The following is an 18,138-nucleotide window of genomic DNA, read 5'->3' as shown; positions in this document are numbered from 1 at the left end:
TAATTATACATGGATTTTTATGACAGAAACGTCATCTCACCGCTATAAACCACGCAATATAATAAATGCGCCAAATGTAAAATCATCTATTTTTTCCCGGAGCCAACAACGCGGCGACAGCGAAATTATCCAGCGCTGGTTAAGCAACCATTTTTATCGTTGGATCATTGGTGACTTTCCTCATGTTTATCCTGTGCGCTCCGTCGCCGATTATGCCGTTTATTTTAGCGCTGATACAGAAGTCCCCGCCTGGCTGGCGCCAAAGCTGGGTGGCGATGAGCGCTTTTACTACCTTAACGTTCAGCACCCGCAACTTGTGGCAATGGAAAGAGATTTAGTGGAATTTCTTTCGCGTCAGGAAGGAACGCGGCTGGAAACTAAACTACAGCGCATCAACTGCTTTACCGTGCTGGCAATGCGCGAAGCGGAGCATCAAAAAATGCAGCGCCTGCGTGAACAAGGTTGGTATCCCTCCAACAGCGAGGCGCTAAAACCGGTGATGACGGTGAATAACGGCGTGCTGGTTGAGCTTGATGCAACAAACCCCGGCCTGCGCAGTGAGATGGCGTATGAATCCTGGCATATGCAACACTGCGTCGGAGATTTTGATAATAAAGGTGCGCTTTCCGGCGGCTACGGCGATTACTACGCCCGGCAAATTGAACAACAAAAACTTCGCCTGTTCAGCCTGCGCGACGGCAATAATATTCCCCACGTCACAATAAGCCTGGTGGTTGGTAATAACGGCCTGAGCATTGATCAGATTAAAGGTAAGCAAAATCGCCATCCTATTAAGAAATATGCTAACGATGTTTTATCTCTGTTACGCCATCTGCAACCACTTCCTGAGCGCCACGCCGATTGCGAAGAGATGGGAATAGTTTATGAAGCAACGCCGGAATATTCAGGTTGGAAATTTATTACTCATATTCATGACCTCAATTTTCTGCTCAATGTGCTGCATGACAATTTTCATTTAATGGAGCACTTCCCTACGCCTCCGGTGGCTTTACAGTGGCTGCTGCTGCACAGCGCCCCGGAGGCGCTGCGCTATCTTCAGGTTGTTGATCCTAACGTGGCGACGGCTGCGGAAATGCTGTTTCCACGGCATGAATGGCACCCTACGCTTGCCGGAAAAAACACCAGTAGTGAACCTTTCGAAATTGAAAGCCTGACGCTACAAACCACGCGCTATCTTTCTGCAACCAGGGAGGAGCGCTAATGTTCTGGATTGTTCTTATTATTGCCGCCCTATTTTTTAGCTGGCGCAACTACAAAAAAAACAAACCGCTGATTGCGTCCCGTATCGCCGAGGAGAAAGAAAAAGATCGCCTGAAGGATCTGCGTCGCGATACCCGGCGGCGTCAATGGGCGCTGGCGCTAGCTGATATCCTTGCCCGGCGCAACGGGCTACCGATCAAAGGCGTTGAGCTGGTCTTCAAACTTGACGATGACAAACGCCGCTATCTGGCGCAGCAGGTAAAAAAAGAGCTGGGCTTGAGCGAAAACCTCGACGGCGCGGCGTTACGCCACAAGGTTGAGGATATCTTACGCCGCTGGCCTGCGGGCATCGGCAGCTCGCCGCGCACGTTTTATCATCATCTGGCGGCCCAGGGCCAGGTCCGCGACGCGCTGGCCTTCGACTGCATGCGCACCGCCTTTCTGACCCGCTGTATCGCCGGGCTCGGCTGGTGCGACGTACATCAGGCCTGGCTGGTGTTGTTACTTAACGCCCAGCGCGCTCAGGACTGTTTTGATTCCTGGGAGGATTACGCCACCGCCTACGTTCGCGCCCGCCGGGTATGGCTCACGCTACGTGACACGCCAACAGCGCCTGCCGGACGGGATTTACAGGAAGCCACCCATTATCTGCAAGACCCTGTCAGCCGCTGGCGACAACTGCCGTGGAATGAATTCAAAATTTTCGAGCCGATTTAAAGGACGCTTTATGGAACAGGATGATCGTCTGCTCAACGCTATGTTTGAGATGTGCAACCACAAAAATCCCCTCAATGACGGGCAACGAGAGTGGCATATCGCCGATATTTCCGGCCTGCTGCGCGAAGAACGCTATGACGAACTGGACGAACGCTACAACCAGGCGCTGACGGAGAGCTTTACCAGCCGCGAAGCGGAAAAGCGCTATTTCTTCGCCTGGAATCAAATGGACAACCCTTTTTACGATATGGACACGCTGGTTGAGGCCGGGCCGCAAGGATTAGCACTGATCAAAAACTGGCAGCGCGCCCGCCCCCGCTCTACTCACGCCTGGCTTGCCGAGGCGCAATACTGGAATCACCGTGCGTGGCTGTATCGCAGCTATGGCTGGGCGAGAGAAACCACCCGAGCGATGTGGATCTGCGCTGCCGCCTGCAACGAACGGATGGTCATCGCCGTGCTCAATGCTATCGACTGTGAACCGCGCCAGTGGATGGCCGCGGCCCTGACCAGCACCAACTCAAAAGTCTTCGACCAGCCCGGCTGGCTGGTTGAGTTCCTTGTGGGCGCGAATGTTGCCGGGCAGCCATTAATGGAAGATCTGGCTGAATATCATCGCCATTCACCGCAGGAGGTGGACGCGCTGATGGCCCATTCCGGGCTGTCGTTTGCCGACGCGGTTTGCCCAAATTTGCCGCGCCCGTCCGTATTGCCGGAGTGCGATGACGATGCCGGGCAAAAATACTGGCTCGCCGTCTGCCTGGCTATTTTCCCGACGGCATTTTACGTGCTGGATGAATATATCCCGTTTCGTATGCCGCGCTGGGGAGGGTCTCACGAGGAAATCCGCGAATTTCTGGAATCAAGCGTATGCGATCACCTTTCTGCCGCAGAACGTGAACATCTGGAGCTATTAATCTGGTGGGACGATCACCGCGATCTGCGCATTAAAGAGGTTGACTCCCCGGCAGAACAGGAACGCATTATCGCCAAAGCCGAAGAGATTAGCCTGCGAGCGCATATCCAGGAATCTCGCCACAACGCGCTGGAGTGGCTGCGGGTCTGCTATAGCGATCTGGACGATAATGACGCGCTCTGGCGAACCCTTCAGCGTTCGATCGTGGAAAAAGTTAAGCTCAACAATTACTTCTCTGATGGCACGATAAAGTTCGCCCTGCGCGATTTTCCTGACACCTGGTGGATTTATAATTTTCTCTGTCAGAATGCGCAGCAAACGGAATTCGCAGTGCCGAAAATCCGTCGTGGCTACTTTCAGTACGCCGGGCTATTGGGTTTCGAAAAGGATGAGGCACAAAGCCTTGCCTGGCTAGATAGCGTCTCCGACATTAAATATAACCATCACTGGCGGGCGGCGATTAAAAATTTCAACTGGTTCGGGCTCCCGGAACATTTCGTGCCGCTGGCAGAGCTGGGCGCACAAAGAAATATACCCGCCGCGCTAAACCTGCTGGGCCTTGAACACAATAATAAAGAGAACAACGGCCTACTACCTTACGATCCTGCCATCGCGTTAGGGTATTTTCAGCGCGCGGCGGAGATTTTGCACCGGCAGTTAGCTCTGTGCGAGAGCACCCCGTACAAATTAATAGATAACGGAGGCTATACCGACTATGAAAATGACCTGCAAAATATTCATTTCAGCATCGGCGTCTGCAACCAGCGTCTGAGTAAACAAGAATTTGATACCGAAAAACGTTCCGCTTATGAAAAAGAACTACTCGATAATCTCTGGCTGGCGCATCAGTTCGGACATAAAGAGGCCTGGGGCTTGTTCCTGCTGAATATTTTTGAAGTGAAGGATATTACGCTGGCGCATAAGCATCTGGAACTGGTGCAACAAGAGGCCAACAAAGGCACGCTACACGCTATGGTGACCCTATCGCGCCTGCACGGTAATAAACACGATCGAACGCTGTTTAATATGAAGCTAAGCGCACGCTGGGCGCATTTTGCCTTCACGCTTTATCCGGATAATGAAATCGTTATAGACTGCCTGGACCACCTGCATTTCGATTCTTTCTGGAAACGCTTTCGTTTCGCCTGGTATACCGTCCGCATCCCGAATTCAGAGCTGCCGGGACAGGTCAACTCAATGGTGTAAGGTGGTTTACTCCCCTCTCCCACGGCGCTACAATGCCCGCCCTTAAAGTGAGGACTCTCCTCCAGCCGCCTCATCAGGTGAGGCGGATCTGACCTGTCATCAGAACGAGAAAATGATGTTTAAACCAGAACTTCTTTCGCCGGCGGGAACGCTGAAAAATATGCGTTACGCTTTCGCTTACGGTGCCGATGCCGTCTATGCGGGCCAACCACGCTACTCTTTACGCGTGCGTAATAACGAATTCAATCACGAAAATTTGCAGCTTGGCATCAACGAAGCCCACGCGCTCGGAAAAAAATTCTACGTGGTGGTGAACATCGCCCCGCATAATGCCAAGCTCAAAACCTTTATCCGTGACCTGAAACCCGTCGTCGAGATGGGCCCGGATGCGCTGATCATGTCCGATCCAGGGTTGATTATGCTGGTACGCGAGCACTTCCCGGCAATGCCGATTCACCTGTCGGTACAGGCTAATGCCGTAAACTGGGCGACGGTAAAATTCTGGCAGCAGATGGGGCTGACCCGTGTGATTCTCTCCCGCGAGCTGTCGCTGGAAGAGATTGAGGAAATTCGCCAGCAGGTGCCGGATATGGAAATAGAAATTTTCGTCCACGGCGCGCTATGCATGGCCTATTCTGGCCGCTGCCTGCTTTCCGGCTACATCAATAAACGCGATCCGAATCAGGGCACCTGCACCAATGCCTGCCGTTGGGAATATAACGTGCAGGAAGGAAAAGAAGACGTTGTCGGCAACATCGTGCATAAGCACGAACCGATTCCGGTACAGAACGTTGAGCCGACGCTCGGTATCGGCGCGCCGACGGATAAAGTGTTTATGATAGAAGAGGCCCAAAGACCGGGCGAATACATGACCGCGTTCGAAGACGAGCATGGCACCTATATCATGAACTCAAAAGATTTGCGCGCTATCGCCCACGTGGAGCGCCTGACGAAAATGGGCATCCACTCGCTGAAAATCGAAGGCCGCACCAAATCCTTTTATTACTGCGCCCGTACCGCGCAGGTCTACCGTAAGGCCATCGACGACGCCGCCGCGGGTAAACCCTTCGACCCTACGCTGCTGGAAACGTTGGAAGGTCTGGCTCATCGCGGCTATACCGAAGGTTTCCTGCGTCGCCATACGCACGACGATTACCAGAATTACGAGTACGGGTACTCCGTTTCCGAACGCCAGCAATTTGTCGGCGAGTTCACCGGCGAGCGTAAAGGCCAACTGGCGGCCGTGGCGGTGAAAAATAAATTCTCCGTTGGCGATAGTCTGGAGCTGATGACACCGCAGGGAAATATCAATTTCACCCTGGAACAGATGGAGAACGCCAAAGGCGACGCTATGCCGGTGGCGCCTGGCGATGGCTATACCGTCTGGATGCCCGTCCCGCAGGACGTTACGCTGGATTACGCACTATTGATGCGTAATTTCTCAGGCGAATCAACGCGTAACCCCCATGCTAAGTAGTTAATTGCGGTTATTTTTTCATGGCGGGAAGATTCTTAGAAATTGATCACATACCGCTTCGCTCAATGCGGGTATTATTCAACGCGCTGAAAAACATAACCCATAAATGCTAGCTGTACCAGGAACCACCTCCTTGGCCTGCGTAATCTCCCTTACGCAGGCTTATTTTTTGCGTATAATCAATAAAAAAGTGGTACTTTCCGCCACATCCAAAAATTGACCACACTAACCAAAGCGCAAATGGGCGCTTAGGTTTACAGACCTCCACTATTCATGGCCAGCCAGCAAGTCACAATCCTCCCGCATCCGGTCAGACTCAGGACTTAGCATTCTGACGTTTACGTTTAACATCAGTGAATTAAATCAATAACTGCTTTGTGCGGACTTACACAAAAAGTTTCCAGGTTATTAAATTAAGGTTAAAAACTGATAATTTAAGCGTGTAAAAATATGGCACGTTTTAATGCCGTTTTTACAAGGATTAAAATAATGTTTTCCCGGATTAGAGGTTTGATTTCATGTCAAAGTAATACTCAAACCATCGCACCTACGCTCAGTCTACCTTCATCAGGCCATGTAAGTTTTGCTGGGGTTGATTATCCTCTATTACCACTAGATCACCAAACGCCGCTCGTTTTTCAGTGGTTTGAACGCAATCCAGATAGATTTGGTCAAAACGAAATTCCCATTATCAATACGCAGAAAAACCCTTATCTTAATAATATTATCAATGCTGCTATAATAGAAAAAGAAAGAATTATTGGTATTTTCGTTGATGGCGATTTTAGCAAGGGACAAAGAAAAGCATTGGCAAAATTGGAACAAAATTATAGAAACATAAAGGTTATTTATAATTCTGACCTTAATTATAGCATGTATGATAAAAAGTTAACGACGATTTATTTAGAAAACATCACCAAACTGGAAGCTCAGTCAGCAAGTGAACGAGATGAGGCCTTGCTTAACGGGGTAAAAAAAAGCTTGGAAGATGTCTTGAAAAACAATCCGGAGGAAACGCTTATTTCATCTCATAATAAAGACAAAGGTCACTTATGGTTTGACTTCTACAGAAATCTTTTCCTGCTAAAAGGAAGCGATGCCTTTCTGGAAGCTGGTAAACCTGGTTGTCATCATCTGCAACCAGGCAGTGGGTACATATATCTTGATGCAGATATGTTACTTACTGATAAACTCGGTACTTTGTATTTACCTGATGGTATCGCTATCCATGTAAGTCGTAAAGATAATCATGTTAGCCTTGAAAATGGGATTATTGCTGTTAACCGCAGCGAGCATCCAGCATTAATAAAAGGACTCGAAATTATGCACAGTAAACCTTATGGCGATCCGTATAATGATTGGCTCAGTAAAGGGTTGAGACATTATTTTGAAGGTTCTGTTACGCAAGATTATAACACATTTTGTGATTTTATTGAATTTAAACACGAAAATATCATTATGAACACAAGCAGTTTAACTACCAGCTCGTGGAGGAAATCATGATAGCCTTGTTTTACTCGCCCTTCCCACCGTCACGTATAATCGGTATCCAGAGTTACTCCTTTATCCTGTAAAATGTGATACAGATTCTCCATTGATCTAATAACTACCTCAATTTCACATTCAAGTTTCTCTACAGAACTTTCATTGAGTGAGAAGTTGAGAGCCAGTAATAATGATTGTGAGTTATTATCATAACACAAATGTGGCCCATTATTCTCTGCAAACCATAAATTAGCATTGAGAAATTCAAAAGCAAGATTATTATTATCCGGAGGTCTTCCGCAAAAACCGTATATCATTATATACTCGCTATTAGTGCTTGTTAGTAAGATACGGTAACGGTTATCTATAATAAATGAGCATAATCTGTTTTCGTCAAAGGCAATTGAATCGGCATTTAATTTTAGTGAAAACTGTCTTAATAAGCGATCGGCTCTTGAATACATAACACCCCATACTCTATTTAAAGAGTTTCTATATAAGTCATAAGCCTCTTGTCTGGACGCTTAACACCCCGTGTCATCGTCGGAATTCATCTTTTCCCTATGACTTGCTGTGTTTGCTCATTTATGGCCAGGCTGGCCGGGTTCTGATGCCATTTGCGCTAAGGTATAGTCCGGCGCATATTCCCATCATACCAATTCCCCCCATGCCAAACGATGCGCCTAAAACCGTCAGAGCGGTAGTATATGCAGCACCACTACTGACACTGGCGACAGCCCCTGAGCATACCCCACTGAAAACACCTGTAAACAATGCCGTGGTTCCCAGGCACATTAAACATCTGGGTTTATTGCCGTAAGCGTTAAACTCAACGATTTCAGCTACTGGTTTTTCGTCATTACCCCGTTCAGAAGGAGGGAGCAATGGCGTTTGCGCATTCACGCCTGAAGTGACATTCATATAAACCTCTTCATGCACATGCCTGTTTATGTTTATGAGAAAAGCGGTACCTCAGGCACGACTATAAGACACCGCGCTAAGTCATCATCTAAATAGGTTTTATTTGATAACAAGAATAGTGTACTGCTAATAGTGCGCCTTGTTCCTGCCAAAGCAGTCTAAAGAACATTTCGATTTTATGCTATTAAAAATTATGTTTGGTAATAAATATCAGGTTTTTATCTGATATTATGGTGTTTGAAATTAATACTGATAACTGACGTATGTTCGTCTTGTTAATCCTCCGTTTCGTTATTAAAGGCGCTATATCGGAAAGCGTCTGACTCCCCCTTGTGGTTTCCCTGCACCCTCACAAGCGCTACTCAATGCGCATACCGGCATCTCTCTTGTCGCCATTTGCCTTAAACTATGCTTCTCTTACCGCTGCGTACAGCAGGAAGAAAAACGGTAAAGCAATAAGTGCGCAACATTTCAATTTTCATCCTGTTCTGACCTCGCTTTTTCATTTCTGCTATACACTTTCTGGAGATTGTTGTTCAACCTATTAAGGCATAACGGATGGCTAACTTTCCCGCCAGCTTACTGATCCTCAATGGCAAAAGCGCTGATAACCAGCCGCTACGTGAGGCCATTACTCTCCTTCGCGACGAAGGCATACAGATTCACGTTCGGGTAACCTGGGAAAAAGGCGACGCGCAGCGTTACGTTGATGAAGCCCGTAGACTGGGCGTTGAAACGGTGATTGCCGGCGGCGGAGACGGTACCATTAATGAAGTGTCGACCGCGCTCATCCAGATCCGCGACGGCGTAGCCCCTGCACTGGGCCTTTTGCCGCTCGGCACTGCCAACGATTTTGCCACCAGCGCCGGTATTCCTGAAGCGCTGGACAAAGCGCTGAAACTGGCGATTGCCGGAAACGCGATGGAAATTGATATGGCCAGGGTCAATGATAAAACCTGTTTTATCAATATGGCGACGGGCGGTTTTGGCACCCGCATTACCACTGAAACGCCGGAAAAACTCAAAGCCGCGTTGGGCGGCGTCTCCTATCTTATCCACGGTCTGATGAGAATGGATACGCTGACCCCTGACCGCTGCGAAATACGTGGCGAAAACTTTCACTGGCAGGGAGATGCGCTGGTGATCGGCATCGGCAACGGTCGTCAGGCCGGCGGCGGGCAGCAATTATGTCCCACCGCGCTGATTAACGACGGGCTGTTACAGCTACGGATTTTTACCGGCGAAGAGCTGCTGCCGGCGCTGTTTTCCACACTCACGCAGTCAGATGACAATCCGAATATTATTGACGGCGCCTCGGCGTGGTTTGATATTCATGCACCGCATGAAATCACGTTTAATCTGGATGGCGAACCACTCAGCGGACAAGAATTTCATATTGAGGTGCTACCTGGCGCATTACGCTGTCGGCTGCCGCCAGACTGCCCGTTGCTACGTTAATAACACCTGTCGCTGGCCGGATGCGCTCACATCCGGCTTTTCTTCGTTGAACTCAGGCGATGGTGACTTTGCTATCCAGATAGACATCCTGTACGGCGTTAATCAACTTCACGCCATCAGCCATCGATTTCTTAAAGGCTTTACGTCCCAGAATTAGCCCCATTCCACCGGCTCGTTTGTTGATCACCGCGGTACGAACCGCGTCGCCGAGATCAGTGTCGCCGCCGTCCGCGCCGCCGGAGTTGATAAGCCCGGCGCGTCCCATATAGCAGTTCGCCAACTGGTAACGTACCAAATCAATCGGGTTATCGCTGGTCAGTTTGCTGTACACGCGGTCGTCGGTATAGCCGAAGTTGACCGCTTTATAACCGCCATTATTCTCGGCCATTTTCTGTTTCACAATATCCGCGCCAATCGTTGCGGCCAGATGGTTGGCTTGCCCCGTCAGGTCAGCGGATACATGGTAATCGACGCCGTCTTTTTTAAAGGAAGAATTACGCAGGTAAGCCCACAATACGGTCACCATACCCAGCTCATGCGCACGCTCAAAAGCGGCGGAGATCTCTTCAATCTGGCGACGAGACTGTTCCGAACCGAAATAGATCGTCGCGCCTACCGCCACGGCGCCCATATTAAACGCCTGCTCAACGCTGGCGTACAGGGTCTGATCGTACTCTGTCGGATAGCTCAATGTTTCGTTGTGATTCAGTTTGACCAAAAACGGAATACGGTGCGCATAGCGCCGTGAAACCGAGGCCAGTACGCCGTAGGTAGAGGCCACGCAGTTACAGCCGGCCTCAATCGCCAATTCAACAATATTTTTTGGGTCAAAGTAGCGCGGGTTGGCCGCAAAAGAAGCGCCGGCGGAGTGCTCCACCCCCTGATCGACGGGCAGTATCGAAAGGTATCCTGTTCCCGCCAGGCGTCCAGTATTATAGAGCGTCTGCATATTACGCAGAACGGCTGGTGGACGATTATTGTCAATCATCACCCGGTCAACGTAATCCTTGCCGGGTAGATAAAGCTGATCGGAAGGAATGGTCATACAACGATGCTGTAAAAGGCTGTCGGCGTCTTTGCCAAGCAACTGCGCAATATCAGTCATAGCTATGCTCCCGTAAGTTCCGATAGGGTATCGGAAGGTGAATAGTCCTGCCCCGCAGATTGCGGGTCGCAATAAGCCTGGTACTGACCGACCATTTTTGCCAACTTTAGCGCATTTTTTCGGCGCTATCTGCTGACTCGATTCACGTCCGAAAAAGTGTTAGATCGGTCAAAATTAATGCTCAATGGTATTTAAAAGGTATTATTAAATGGTATTGTCGTGGCGTACCTTACCTGTCATGAAGGATTCAAAAATGAAAACGACCTTTAAACTGTCGTTCATGATGTTCGTGGAGTGGTTTATCTGGGGCGCCTGGTTCGTCCCCCTGTGGCTATGGCTAAATAAAAGCGGGTTTTCCGCCGGTGAAATAGGCTGGTCTTATGCCTGTACCGCCATTGCGGCGATCCTGTCGCCGATTCTGGTCGGCTCCGTTACCGACCGTTTTTTCTCGGCGCAAAAAGTCCTGGCGGTACTGATGTTTGCGGGGGCCGTACTGATGTATTTCGCGGCGCAGCAAACCACCTTTGCCGGATTCTTTCCGCTGCTTCTGGCCTATTCATTGACCTATATGCCGACCATCGCGCTGACAAACAGCATTGCCTTCGCTAACGTACCGGACGTTGAACGCGATTTTCCACGCATTCGCGTTATGGGAACCATTGGGTGGATTGCCTCCGGCCTCGCCTGTGGATTCCTGCCGCAAATGTTAGGCTATAACGATATTTCCCCCACCAACATTCCACTGCTCATAACCGCCGCAAGTTCAGCATTGCTGGGCGTATTTGCGTCCTGTCTGCCAGACACGCCGCCAAAAAGCACCGGCAAGATGGATATTAAAGTGATGCTGGGGCTGGATGCGCTGATCCTGCTGCGCGATAAAAACTTTCTCGTTTTCTTCATCTGCTCCTTCCTGTTTGCGATGCCGCTGGCCTTCTACTACATCTTCGCTAACGGCTATCTGACAGAAGTGGGAATGAAAAACGCCACCGGCTGGATGACGCTCGGCCAGTTCTCTGAAATCTTCTTTATGCTGGCGCTGCCCTTTTTCACTAAGCGCTTTGGTATTAAAAAGGTATTATTGCTTGGTCTTATTACCGCCGCGATCCGCTACGGCTTTTTTGTCTATGGCGGCGCGGAGACGTACTTCACTTACGCCCTGCTGTTCCTCGGTATTTTGCTGCACGGCGTAAGTTACGATTTCTACTACGTCACCGCCTACATTTATGTCGATAAAAAAGCGCCGGTTCATATGCGTACCGCTGCGCAAGGGCTTATCACCCTCTGCTGTCAGGGATTCGGCAGCCTGCTGGGGTATCGTCTCGGCGGCGTGATGATGGAAAAAATGTTTGCTTATCCGCAACCGGTTAACGGTCTGACATTCAACTGGGCGGGCATGTGGACGTTTGGCGCAGTGATGATTGCCGTCATCGCGCTACTGTTTATGATTTTCTTTCGCGAATCGGACAAAGAGATCACTGCTATTGACGATCGCGATATTGCGTTGACACAAGGGGAAGTAAAATGAAAGCAGAACGTATTCTCGGTGCTCTTTACGGGCAAGCGTTAGGGGATGCGATGGGAATGCCCTCTGAGCTGTGGCCGAGAACGCGCGTCAAAGCGCATTTCGGCTGGATTGACCGCTTTCTGCCCGGGCCAAAAGAGAATAATGCCGCCTGCTATTTTAACCGCGCGGAGTTTACGGATGATACCGCAATGGCGCTCTGCCTGGCCGACGCGCTACTCGAATGCGAAGGCAACATTGATCCCGAGATTATTGGACGTAACATCCTCGCCTGGGCGGAACGCTTTGATGCGTTCAATAAAAATGTACTCGGCCCGACGTCAAAAATTGCGCTGAATGCGATTCGCGACGGCAAACCCATCGCGGCGCTGGAAAATAACGGCGTGACTAACGGCGCGGCCATGCGCGTTTCGCCGTTGGGCTGCCTGTTGCCGCCAACTAACCTGACAGCCTTTATAGCAGAAGTAGCGTTAGCCTCCAGCCCGACGCATAAATCCGATCTGGCGGTGGCTGGCGCCGTGGTTGTCGCCTGGGCCGTCTCGCGAGCGGTTAACGGCGACACGTGGCAAAGTATTGCCGACTCGCTCCCCGCCGTCGCCCATCAGGCGCAGACAGCGCGTATTACCACGTTTAGCGCCTCGCTATCGGCACGTCTGGAACTGGCGCTAAACATTGTCCGCCGCGCCGACGGCGTCGAATCTGCCAGCGAACAGCTCTATCAGATCATCGGCGCGGGAACCAGCACCATTGAATCGGTTCCCTGCGCTATCGCCATGGTGGAACTGGCGAATACCGATCCTAACCGCTGTGCCGTGCTGTGCGCTAACCTCGGCGGCGATACCGACACTATCGGCGCGATGGCTACCGCCATTTGCGGCGCGTTGCACGGGGTAAGCGCCATTAACCCCCAGTTAAAGCAAACGCTGGACGAGGTTAATCAGCTGGATTTTGCGCGCTATGCCGTTGCGCTGGCGAGTTATCGTCAACGGCGGGAGGCACTATGAACGGCGCACGGTTGCAGACATTATTACCGACCCTGCATACCCGGCGTCCGCTCACCGTTATCGGCGCGGCAGTGATCGATATCATTGCCGACGCCTGGACGTTGCCGCGTCGCGGAGGCGATATTGAACTGCAACAACAGAGCGTCAATGTCGGCGGCTGTGCGCTGAATATTGCCGTGGCGCTGAAACGACTGGGGATTGACGCCAGCAATGCGCTGCCGCTGGGCCAGGGCGTGTGGGCGGAGAGGATTCGCCGCCGTCTGGCAAAAGAGGGATTATCCAGCGTGATTGACGCGGTTGAAGGGGATAACGGCTGGTGTCTGGCGTTAGTCGAACCGGATGGCGAACGCACGTTTATGTCTTTTAGCGGCGTGGAAAACCAGTGGAATGCGGACTGGCTGTCGCAGCTCAGGACACCGCGGGGCAGTCTTGTCTACCTGTCTGGCTATCAACTGGCCTCGTCCTGTGGCGAGCCACTGATCCAGTGGCTGGAAACCGTCGACGATGTAACGCCTTTTATCGATTTTGGCCCACGAATCGGTGATATTACAGACGATACAATGGCGCGCATTATGGCCTGCCGACCCATCGTCTCCCTCAATCGCCAGGAAGGCATCATCGCCGCGGAACGCGCCGGGCTTGCGACCGATACGCGCACTTTCGGCGAAGCATGGGTAAACCGCTTTTCCGCGCCGCTGGTGGTGCGCCACGATAAAGACGGAGCGTGGTATTTTAGCGCGCAATCTTCCGGCGTTGTGCCAGCGTTTCCGGCAACCGTGGTGGATACCATCGGCGCGGGCGACAGCCATGCTGGCGGCGTGCTGGCAGGACTGGCGTCAGGCTGGTCGCTCGCGGATGCCGTACTGCTGGGAAATGCGGTGGCAAGCTGGGTGGTCGGGCATCGCGGCGGCGACTGCGCGCCCACGCGCGAGGCGCTACTCCTCGCACACAAAAACGTATAGGTCGCTACGACAATAACTGATGCTGTATTCAATAGGCCGCTGCTGCTGATCGAGCGCCACCTGCTTAATCACCAGCACCGGCACTTTACCATCCATTTGAATATGCGACTGAAACTCATCATCCGGCATCCGGGCGCTGACGCGAGATCGGGTACGCTGAGGGTAAATGTGCTGGCGACGAAAATAGTCATACAACGAAATGCCAATCGCGTCGACATCATGAATCAGATGCGCGGGCACCCAGGACTCTTCAATCGATACCGCGTCCTCATCAACATAACGAATGCGTTTGAGTAAAAAGACGTCGCTGCCTGCGGGGATCGCCAGGTGCTGCGCGACCTCATCCGGACAACTTACCACGCGTTTGTTAACCCATAGCGTATCCGGTTTTTTGCCGCGCAAGACAACCTGCTGAGAAAATCCCCGCGCCTCTTTCAGGGAATATTCAAAGATATTATTGATTTGCGTACCGTAGCCGCGGGCGCGCGTGACGACACCCTCTTCTTCCAGCGCCTGCATCGCTTTTCGTACCGTGATGCGCGAGACGCCAGTAAGCTGGCTGAGATCGCGTTCGCCAGGCAAAATATTACCGTGCTCAAGAATACCGCTGCGCACGGCATCCTTTACCGTCTGGGCGAATTTCATGTATAGCGGCGTATTATCCGCCGCTGAAATTCGTTCATTCAGTTGCGCGATGAGCCGGGTATGCGCTTGTTCCATTTATCTTTCCTGACGACGGGTCTGTAGGCAGTATACTACCACCACGCGTGGAAATGATGTACCGGACCAATGCCCTTCCCCACTTCCAGCGTGTCCGCCTGCGCCAGCGCCGCCGAAAGCCATGCCTTCGCCTCGTTTACCGTCTCTCCCCAACAGCGATGCCGGGGCCGTAACGCCGCCAGCGCCGCCGACAACGTACAGCCCGTCCCATGCGTATTTTTGGTGTTCACACGCGGCGCGCTAAAACGCTGCTCGCCCTCACGGGTAAAGAGCCAGTCCGGGCTTTGCGCATCCTCTAAATGCCCGCCTTTCATCAATACCGCTTCACACCCCATCGCCAGTAACGCCCGCCCCTGCGCCAGCATCTCCTGTTCCGTACGCGCATGGGGCGCATCCAGCAACGCTGCGGCTTCCGGCAAATTAGGCGTAATCAGCGATACCTGCGGCAACAGCCGGACGCGTAATGTTTCTATCGCAGAGGGCGAGAGCAACGGATCGCCGCTTTTCGCCAGCATCACCGTATCCAGCACCACATTACGTACATGATGGCGCTGTAGTCGTTCCGCCACGGCCTCGACAATATCGGTTTCCGCCAGCATCCCGATTTTCGTGGTATCAATGCGCACATCGCTGAGCACGGAATCAAGTTGAGCGGCGACAAAGTCCGGCTCTATCCGGTACACCGACTGTACGCCACAGGTATTTTGCGCCACCAGCGCGGTGATGACCGAACAGCCATATGCGCCCAGCGCGGAAAAGGTCTTGAGATCCGCCTGGATACCGGCCCCGCCGCTGGGATCGGTACCGGCAATCGTCAGCGCGTTAATTCTCTTCATTGGCCGCCTCTACATCCAGATGATAGAGCGCATCAAGAAAAGCCGGGATGAAGCTGCCCGGTCCTTCGCTACGCTCTGCCGCGGTCTGTCCAGCCAGTTTCATCCAGCAGCAGGCCGACGCGACATTGTCCAGCGCGGCGCCCGGTAACGCGCAACTGGCGGCGACGACCGCCGACAACGCGCAGCCGGTGCCTACAATGCGAGTCATTAACGGATCGCCGCCGGGAATGCTCAGCGTGCGCTGACCGTTAGTGACGTAATCTACCTCGCCGGTGACCACCACGATGCAGTCTATCTGACGCGCCAGCGCCTGCGCCGCAGGCAGTGCGGCCAACGCCGCCTCGGTGGTATCTACGCCGCGTCCGCCCAGCGCCATGCCGGATAACGCCAGGATTTCCGAGGCGTTGCCGCGTATTGCCGCCGGGCGCAGGGACAAGAGATCCAGGCAAAATCGCCGACGAAATTCCAGCGCGCCTACTGCGACAGGATCAAGCGTCCACGGCGTTTTGGCATCATAAGCGCTTTCTACCGCCGCACGCATCGCTTCAGCGCGTGAGGCGGTTAATGTTCCGACATTAACCAGCAAGGCGTTGGCGATGGCGGCAAACGGTCTGGCCTCGACAGGATCAATCACCATGGCGGGTGAAGCGCCCAGCGCCAGCAACGTATTGGCGGTAAACGTTTGTACGACGTCATTCGTCATACAGTGCGTAAGCGGGGAGAGCGCGCGAAAGTGTTTTAACGTATGCGCCGCAAGCGTGCGGCAGTGCAGGTCAGGCTGCATGGTTCAGCTCCTGCCCGCGTGAAGAAGGGACACGAGCAGTGTCAGACTTCCCTACGCTGGCATTATCCAGATCAGGTGGTACGGGTATTTCTCAGCCTTCACAACGAAGGGCACCCCGAGTCGTCAAGCCCCGCCGTGTTAAGCGGGGTTTCGCTATTAAGCATACTGTCTGCGCCAGACAATGTAAATTTACAGCCAGCGGCGGACGATAATTTCAGCGTTATCAGATAGTTCTCAAAACCTATTCGGTTCTGGCAAACTTGCTGGCGGATATGTTGCTGCACGACGCTTTCGTTTACACTTTTTACGAAAAGGGGCGTGAGATAACAAAATAGCGCTTGTCAGATACGCCACCAGCAGAAATGATACACACGATGTTAACTGACCCGCATATGTGGAGGGTAAAAGTATGAAAAGTAAGTTGCTGCCTTGCGCGCTGTTGCTTGCAACCAGTTTTGCATGGGCCGCCCCCGCGACAACGGGCATTGATCAATATGAGTTAAAAAGTTTTATCGCCGACTTCACCCACTTCAAGCCCGGCGATACCGTTCCGCAGATGTACCGCACCGATGAGTATAATATTAAACAGTGGAAATTACGTAATCTGCCCGCGCCAGATGCCGGTACTCACTGGACCTATATGGGCGGCGCGTATGTACTGATTAACGATACCGATGGAAAAATCATCAAAGCCTATGATGGCGAGATTTTTTATCATCGATAATGATATACGCACTCTTTGTATAAAGAGTGCGTACAGCATAAAATTAATTATAAGATACCACGATTAATGCTTTCGATTGTAATGGCCCCGCTTTAACTTTTGCAGGATCAAGAACATAATATGTGGCAAAGACAGGAATAGCTTCCACCGAATTCACTGCACTGCCTTTGGCATAGGTTTTGAAAATACTGTTTATCGCTGCTCCTTTGTTTATTTTAAGCAGGCTCCGATTTGAATCTCTTAAGATAAACCCAACGCCATTATCGTTATCCGGTTTCAGGACTGCTTCATTCTCATCCCAGACTAAATCACTACGTAGATTCACCGCTATTTGCCGTGATGTCAGCATCGCATTCCGTACCTGATTTTTGCAATCCAGAATAATATCACCCTGCTTAGAAAATTCACTAACCTCTCCTTTAGTGCGGAGTTTAGTCATAGGCACCGGGTCCAACGTGATGGTGAGATTCTGGGGAGCGCAGGTAGTTTCTTTACGGTTGTAATTTATCGTTAAATTGGCTTTATAAACGCCTTTCCCATTCAGATCAGTGATAACGTTCGCAACACACTCTCTATTCCCCCAACAGCCAATATATTTTAAAATAAATACCACCCAATCGCTACCGCTCCATTGATTCTTTGCACCCGACATCACCGTTATATTATCTATCGTAACCGAGTATCCCCCCCTGGCAGACACAGTCACCGCCTCCAGTGAGTTTATTTCTGAAATCGTTATCTTATAGGGGGCTTCAATTACACCGTTTTGGTTGCGCATATTTATCGCACTACTGCTTTGCCATTCAACTTTTAATTTTAACTTAACACTATCATTCGGCCCCATACCAATAATATGATCGGATGTCTCTAATTTAGTCACAACATCACTATTAGAACAATTGGCATCAGTGAAACCATTTGTAATAATGGCTGACTCCTCCCCCCCCAGCATTAAGCTATCGGATTGAATCGTATAATCCTTCGTGTTGGTTAAGGTCGCATTACACGCCGCGTAACCCAACTGCGTAAACTGCATCATTATTAATAAAAATAGTAGTCTTTTCATGGCGTCACCTAAAG

General features: G+C 51.3%; 17 protein-coding genes and 1 riboswitch. Of the genes, 10 read left to right on the top strand and 7 right to left on the bottom strand.

Annotation, left to right across the window (positions count from 1 at the left end; genetic code table 11):
• The first annotated feature begins 19 nt into the window (after positions 1–19).
• The 5 genes from OLG56_RS08115 to sseK2 all read left to right on the top strand — a co-directional run bounded on the left by OLG56_RS08115 (position 20) and on the right by sseK2 (position 7,040).
• On the top strand, positions 20–1,222 hold the full coding sequence (locus OLG56_RS08115; RefSeq protein WP_057394938.1) for a cytoplasmic protein: 1,203 nt from the start codon (positions 20–22) through the stop codon (positions 1,220–1,222).
• Positions 1,222–1,938, top strand: coding sequence for a DUF1266 domain-containing protein (locus OLG56_RS08110; protein WP_057394939.1), 717 nt, complete (start codon positions 1,222–1,224; stop codon positions 1,936–1,938). Before OLG56_RS08115 ends, OLG56_RS08110 begins: the two co-directional genes overlap by 1 nt.
• A gap of 10 nt (positions 1,939–1,948) precedes the next feature.
• The gene (locus OLG56_RS08105) at positions 1,949–4,060 is read left to right on the top strand and encodes a DUF4034 domain-containing protein (RefSeq protein ID WP_207011599.1); all 2,112 of its coding nucleotides are present in this window, start codon (positions 1,949–1,951) and stop codon (positions 4,058–4,060) included.
• A gap of 115 nt (positions 4,061–4,175) precedes the next feature.
• Positions 4,176–5,537, top strand: a complete 1,362-nt coding sequence (trhP, locus tag OLG56_RS08100) for a prephenate-dependent tRNA uridine(34) hydroxylase TrhP (protein WP_001606214.1) — start codon at positions 4,176–4,178, stop codon at positions 5,535–5,537.
• A 450-nt stretch (positions 5,538–5,987) separates the two neighbouring features.
• Complete coding sequence (gene sseK2 / locus OLG56_RS08095) at positions 5,988–7,040, top strand: type III secretion system effector arginine glycosyltransferase SseK2 (RefSeq protein ID WP_079900502.1); 1,053 nt, start codon at positions 5,988–5,990, stop codon at positions 7,038–7,040.
• 29 nt (positions 7,041–7,069) lie between these two features.
• On the opposite strand, the gene OLG56_RS08090 is transcribed toward sseK2, so the two are convergent.
• Positions 7,070–7,486, bottom strand: a complete 417-nt coding sequence (locus OLG56_RS08090; RefSeq protein ID WP_079900503.1) for a CesT family type III secretion system chaperone — start codon at positions 7,484–7,486, stop codon at positions 7,070–7,072.
• A 121-nt stretch (positions 7,487–7,607) separates the two neighbouring features.
• Positions 7,608–7,943 carry a type III secretion system effector SteD gene (gene steD, locus OLG56_RS08085; RefSeq protein WP_031602137.1) on the bottom strand — a complete coding sequence of 112 codons (336 nt, stop codon included), beginning with the start codon at positions 7,941–7,943 and terminating at the stop codon, positions 7,608–7,610.
• Positions 7,944–8,501: 558 nt separating this feature from the next.
• Here steD and yegS point away from each other — a divergent pair.
• The gene (yegS, locus tag OLG56_RS08080) at positions 8,502–9,401 is read left to right on the top strand and encodes a lipid kinase YegS (RefSeq protein WP_001273393.1); all 900 of its coding nucleotides are present in this window, start codon (positions 8,502–8,504) and stop codon (positions 9,399–9,401) included.
• 52 nt (positions 9,402–9,453) lie between these two features.
• Here yegS and fbaB read toward each other — a convergent pair whose 3' ends face one another.
• Complete coding sequence (fbaB, locus tag OLG56_RS08075) at positions 9,454–10,506, bottom strand: class I fructose-bisphosphate aldolase (RefSeq protein ID WP_000129590.1); 1,053 nt, start codon at positions 10,504–10,506, stop codon at positions 9,454–9,456.
• Positions 10,507–10,759: 253 nt separating this feature from the next.
• Between fbaB and OLG56_RS08070 the strand changes: the two genes are divergently transcribed.
• From OLG56_RS08070 to OLG56_RS08060, 3 genes are read left to right on the top strand one after another with little or no spacing between them, the layout of a single operon-like run.
• The gene (locus OLG56_RS08070; protein WP_001606221.1) at positions 10,760–12,031 is read left to right on the top strand and encodes a nucleoside permease; all 1,272 of its coding nucleotides are present in this window, start codon (positions 10,760–10,762) and stop codon (positions 12,029–12,031) included.
• Positions 12,028–13,032, top strand: a complete 1,005-nt coding sequence (locus OLG56_RS08065) for an ADP-ribosylglycohydrolase family protein (protein WP_023226716.1) — start codon at positions 12,028–12,030, stop codon at positions 13,030–13,032. The genes OLG56_RS08070 and OLG56_RS08065 overlap by 4 nt, the downstream gene beginning before the upstream one ends.
• Positions 13,029–13,994, top strand: coding sequence for a PfkB family carbohydrate kinase (locus OLG56_RS08060; protein WP_001012673.1), 966 nt, complete (start codon positions 13,029–13,031; stop codon positions 13,992–13,994). The genes OLG56_RS08065 and OLG56_RS08060 overlap by 4 nt, the downstream gene beginning before the upstream one ends.
• On the opposite strand, the gene OLG56_RS08055 is transcribed toward OLG56_RS08060, so the two are convergent.
• Genes OLG56_RS08055 through thiM form a run of 3 tightly spaced genes read right to left on the bottom strand, consistent with a single transcriptional unit; the run spans position 13,968 to position 16,334 of the window.
• Entirely contained in the window at positions 13,968–14,714 is a 747-nt protein-coding gene (locus OLG56_RS08055; protein WP_000434062.1) for a GntR family transcriptional regulator, read from the bottom strand. The genes OLG56_RS08060 and OLG56_RS08055 overlap by 27 nt on opposite strands.
• A 35-nt stretch (positions 14,715–14,749) precedes the next feature.
• On the bottom strand, positions 14,750–15,550 hold the full coding sequence (gene thiD / locus OLG56_RS08050) for a bifunctional hydroxymethylpyrimidine kinase/phosphomethylpyrimidine kinase (RefSeq protein WP_000822248.1): 801 nt from the start codon (positions 15,548–15,550) through the stop codon (positions 14,750–14,752).
• Entirely contained in the window at positions 15,537–16,334 is a 798-nt protein-coding gene (gene thiM, locus OLG56_RS08045; RefSeq protein ID WP_001182171.1) for a hydroxyethylthiazole kinase, read from the bottom strand. Before thiM ends, thiD begins: the two co-directional genes overlap by 14 nt.
• Positions 16,335–16,365: 31 nt before the next feature.
• Positions 16,366–16,462: riboswitch (TPP riboswitch) on the bottom strand.
• 281 nt (positions 16,463–16,743) lie between these two features.
• On the opposite strand from thiM, the gene rcnB reads away from it, so the two are divergent.
• Positions 16,744–17,058, top strand: a complete 315-nt coding sequence (gene rcnB / locus OLG56_RS08040; protein WP_000837534.1) for a Ni(II)/Co(II) efflux transporter accessory subunit RcnB — start codon at positions 16,744–16,746, stop codon at positions 17,056–17,058.
• Positions 17,059–17,101: 43 nt separating this feature from the next.
• Here the strand turns inward: rcnB and OLG56_RS08035 are convergent, their stop codons facing one another.
• Entirely contained in the window at positions 17,102–18,124 is a 1,023-nt protein-coding gene (locus OLG56_RS08035) for a fimbrial protein (protein WP_000825909.1), read from the bottom strand.
• Between the last annotated feature and the right edge of the window lie 14 nt (positions 18,125–18,138).

The organism is Salmonella sp. 2018103, from assembly GCF_026247685.1.
Classification (GTDB): Bacteria; Pseudomonadota; Gammaproteobacteria; order Enterobacterales; family Enterobacteriaceae; genus Salmonella; species Salmonella enterica.
Note: the sequence above shows the minus strand (reverse complement) of the source record. Positions and strands in the feature narration are given on the sequence as shown.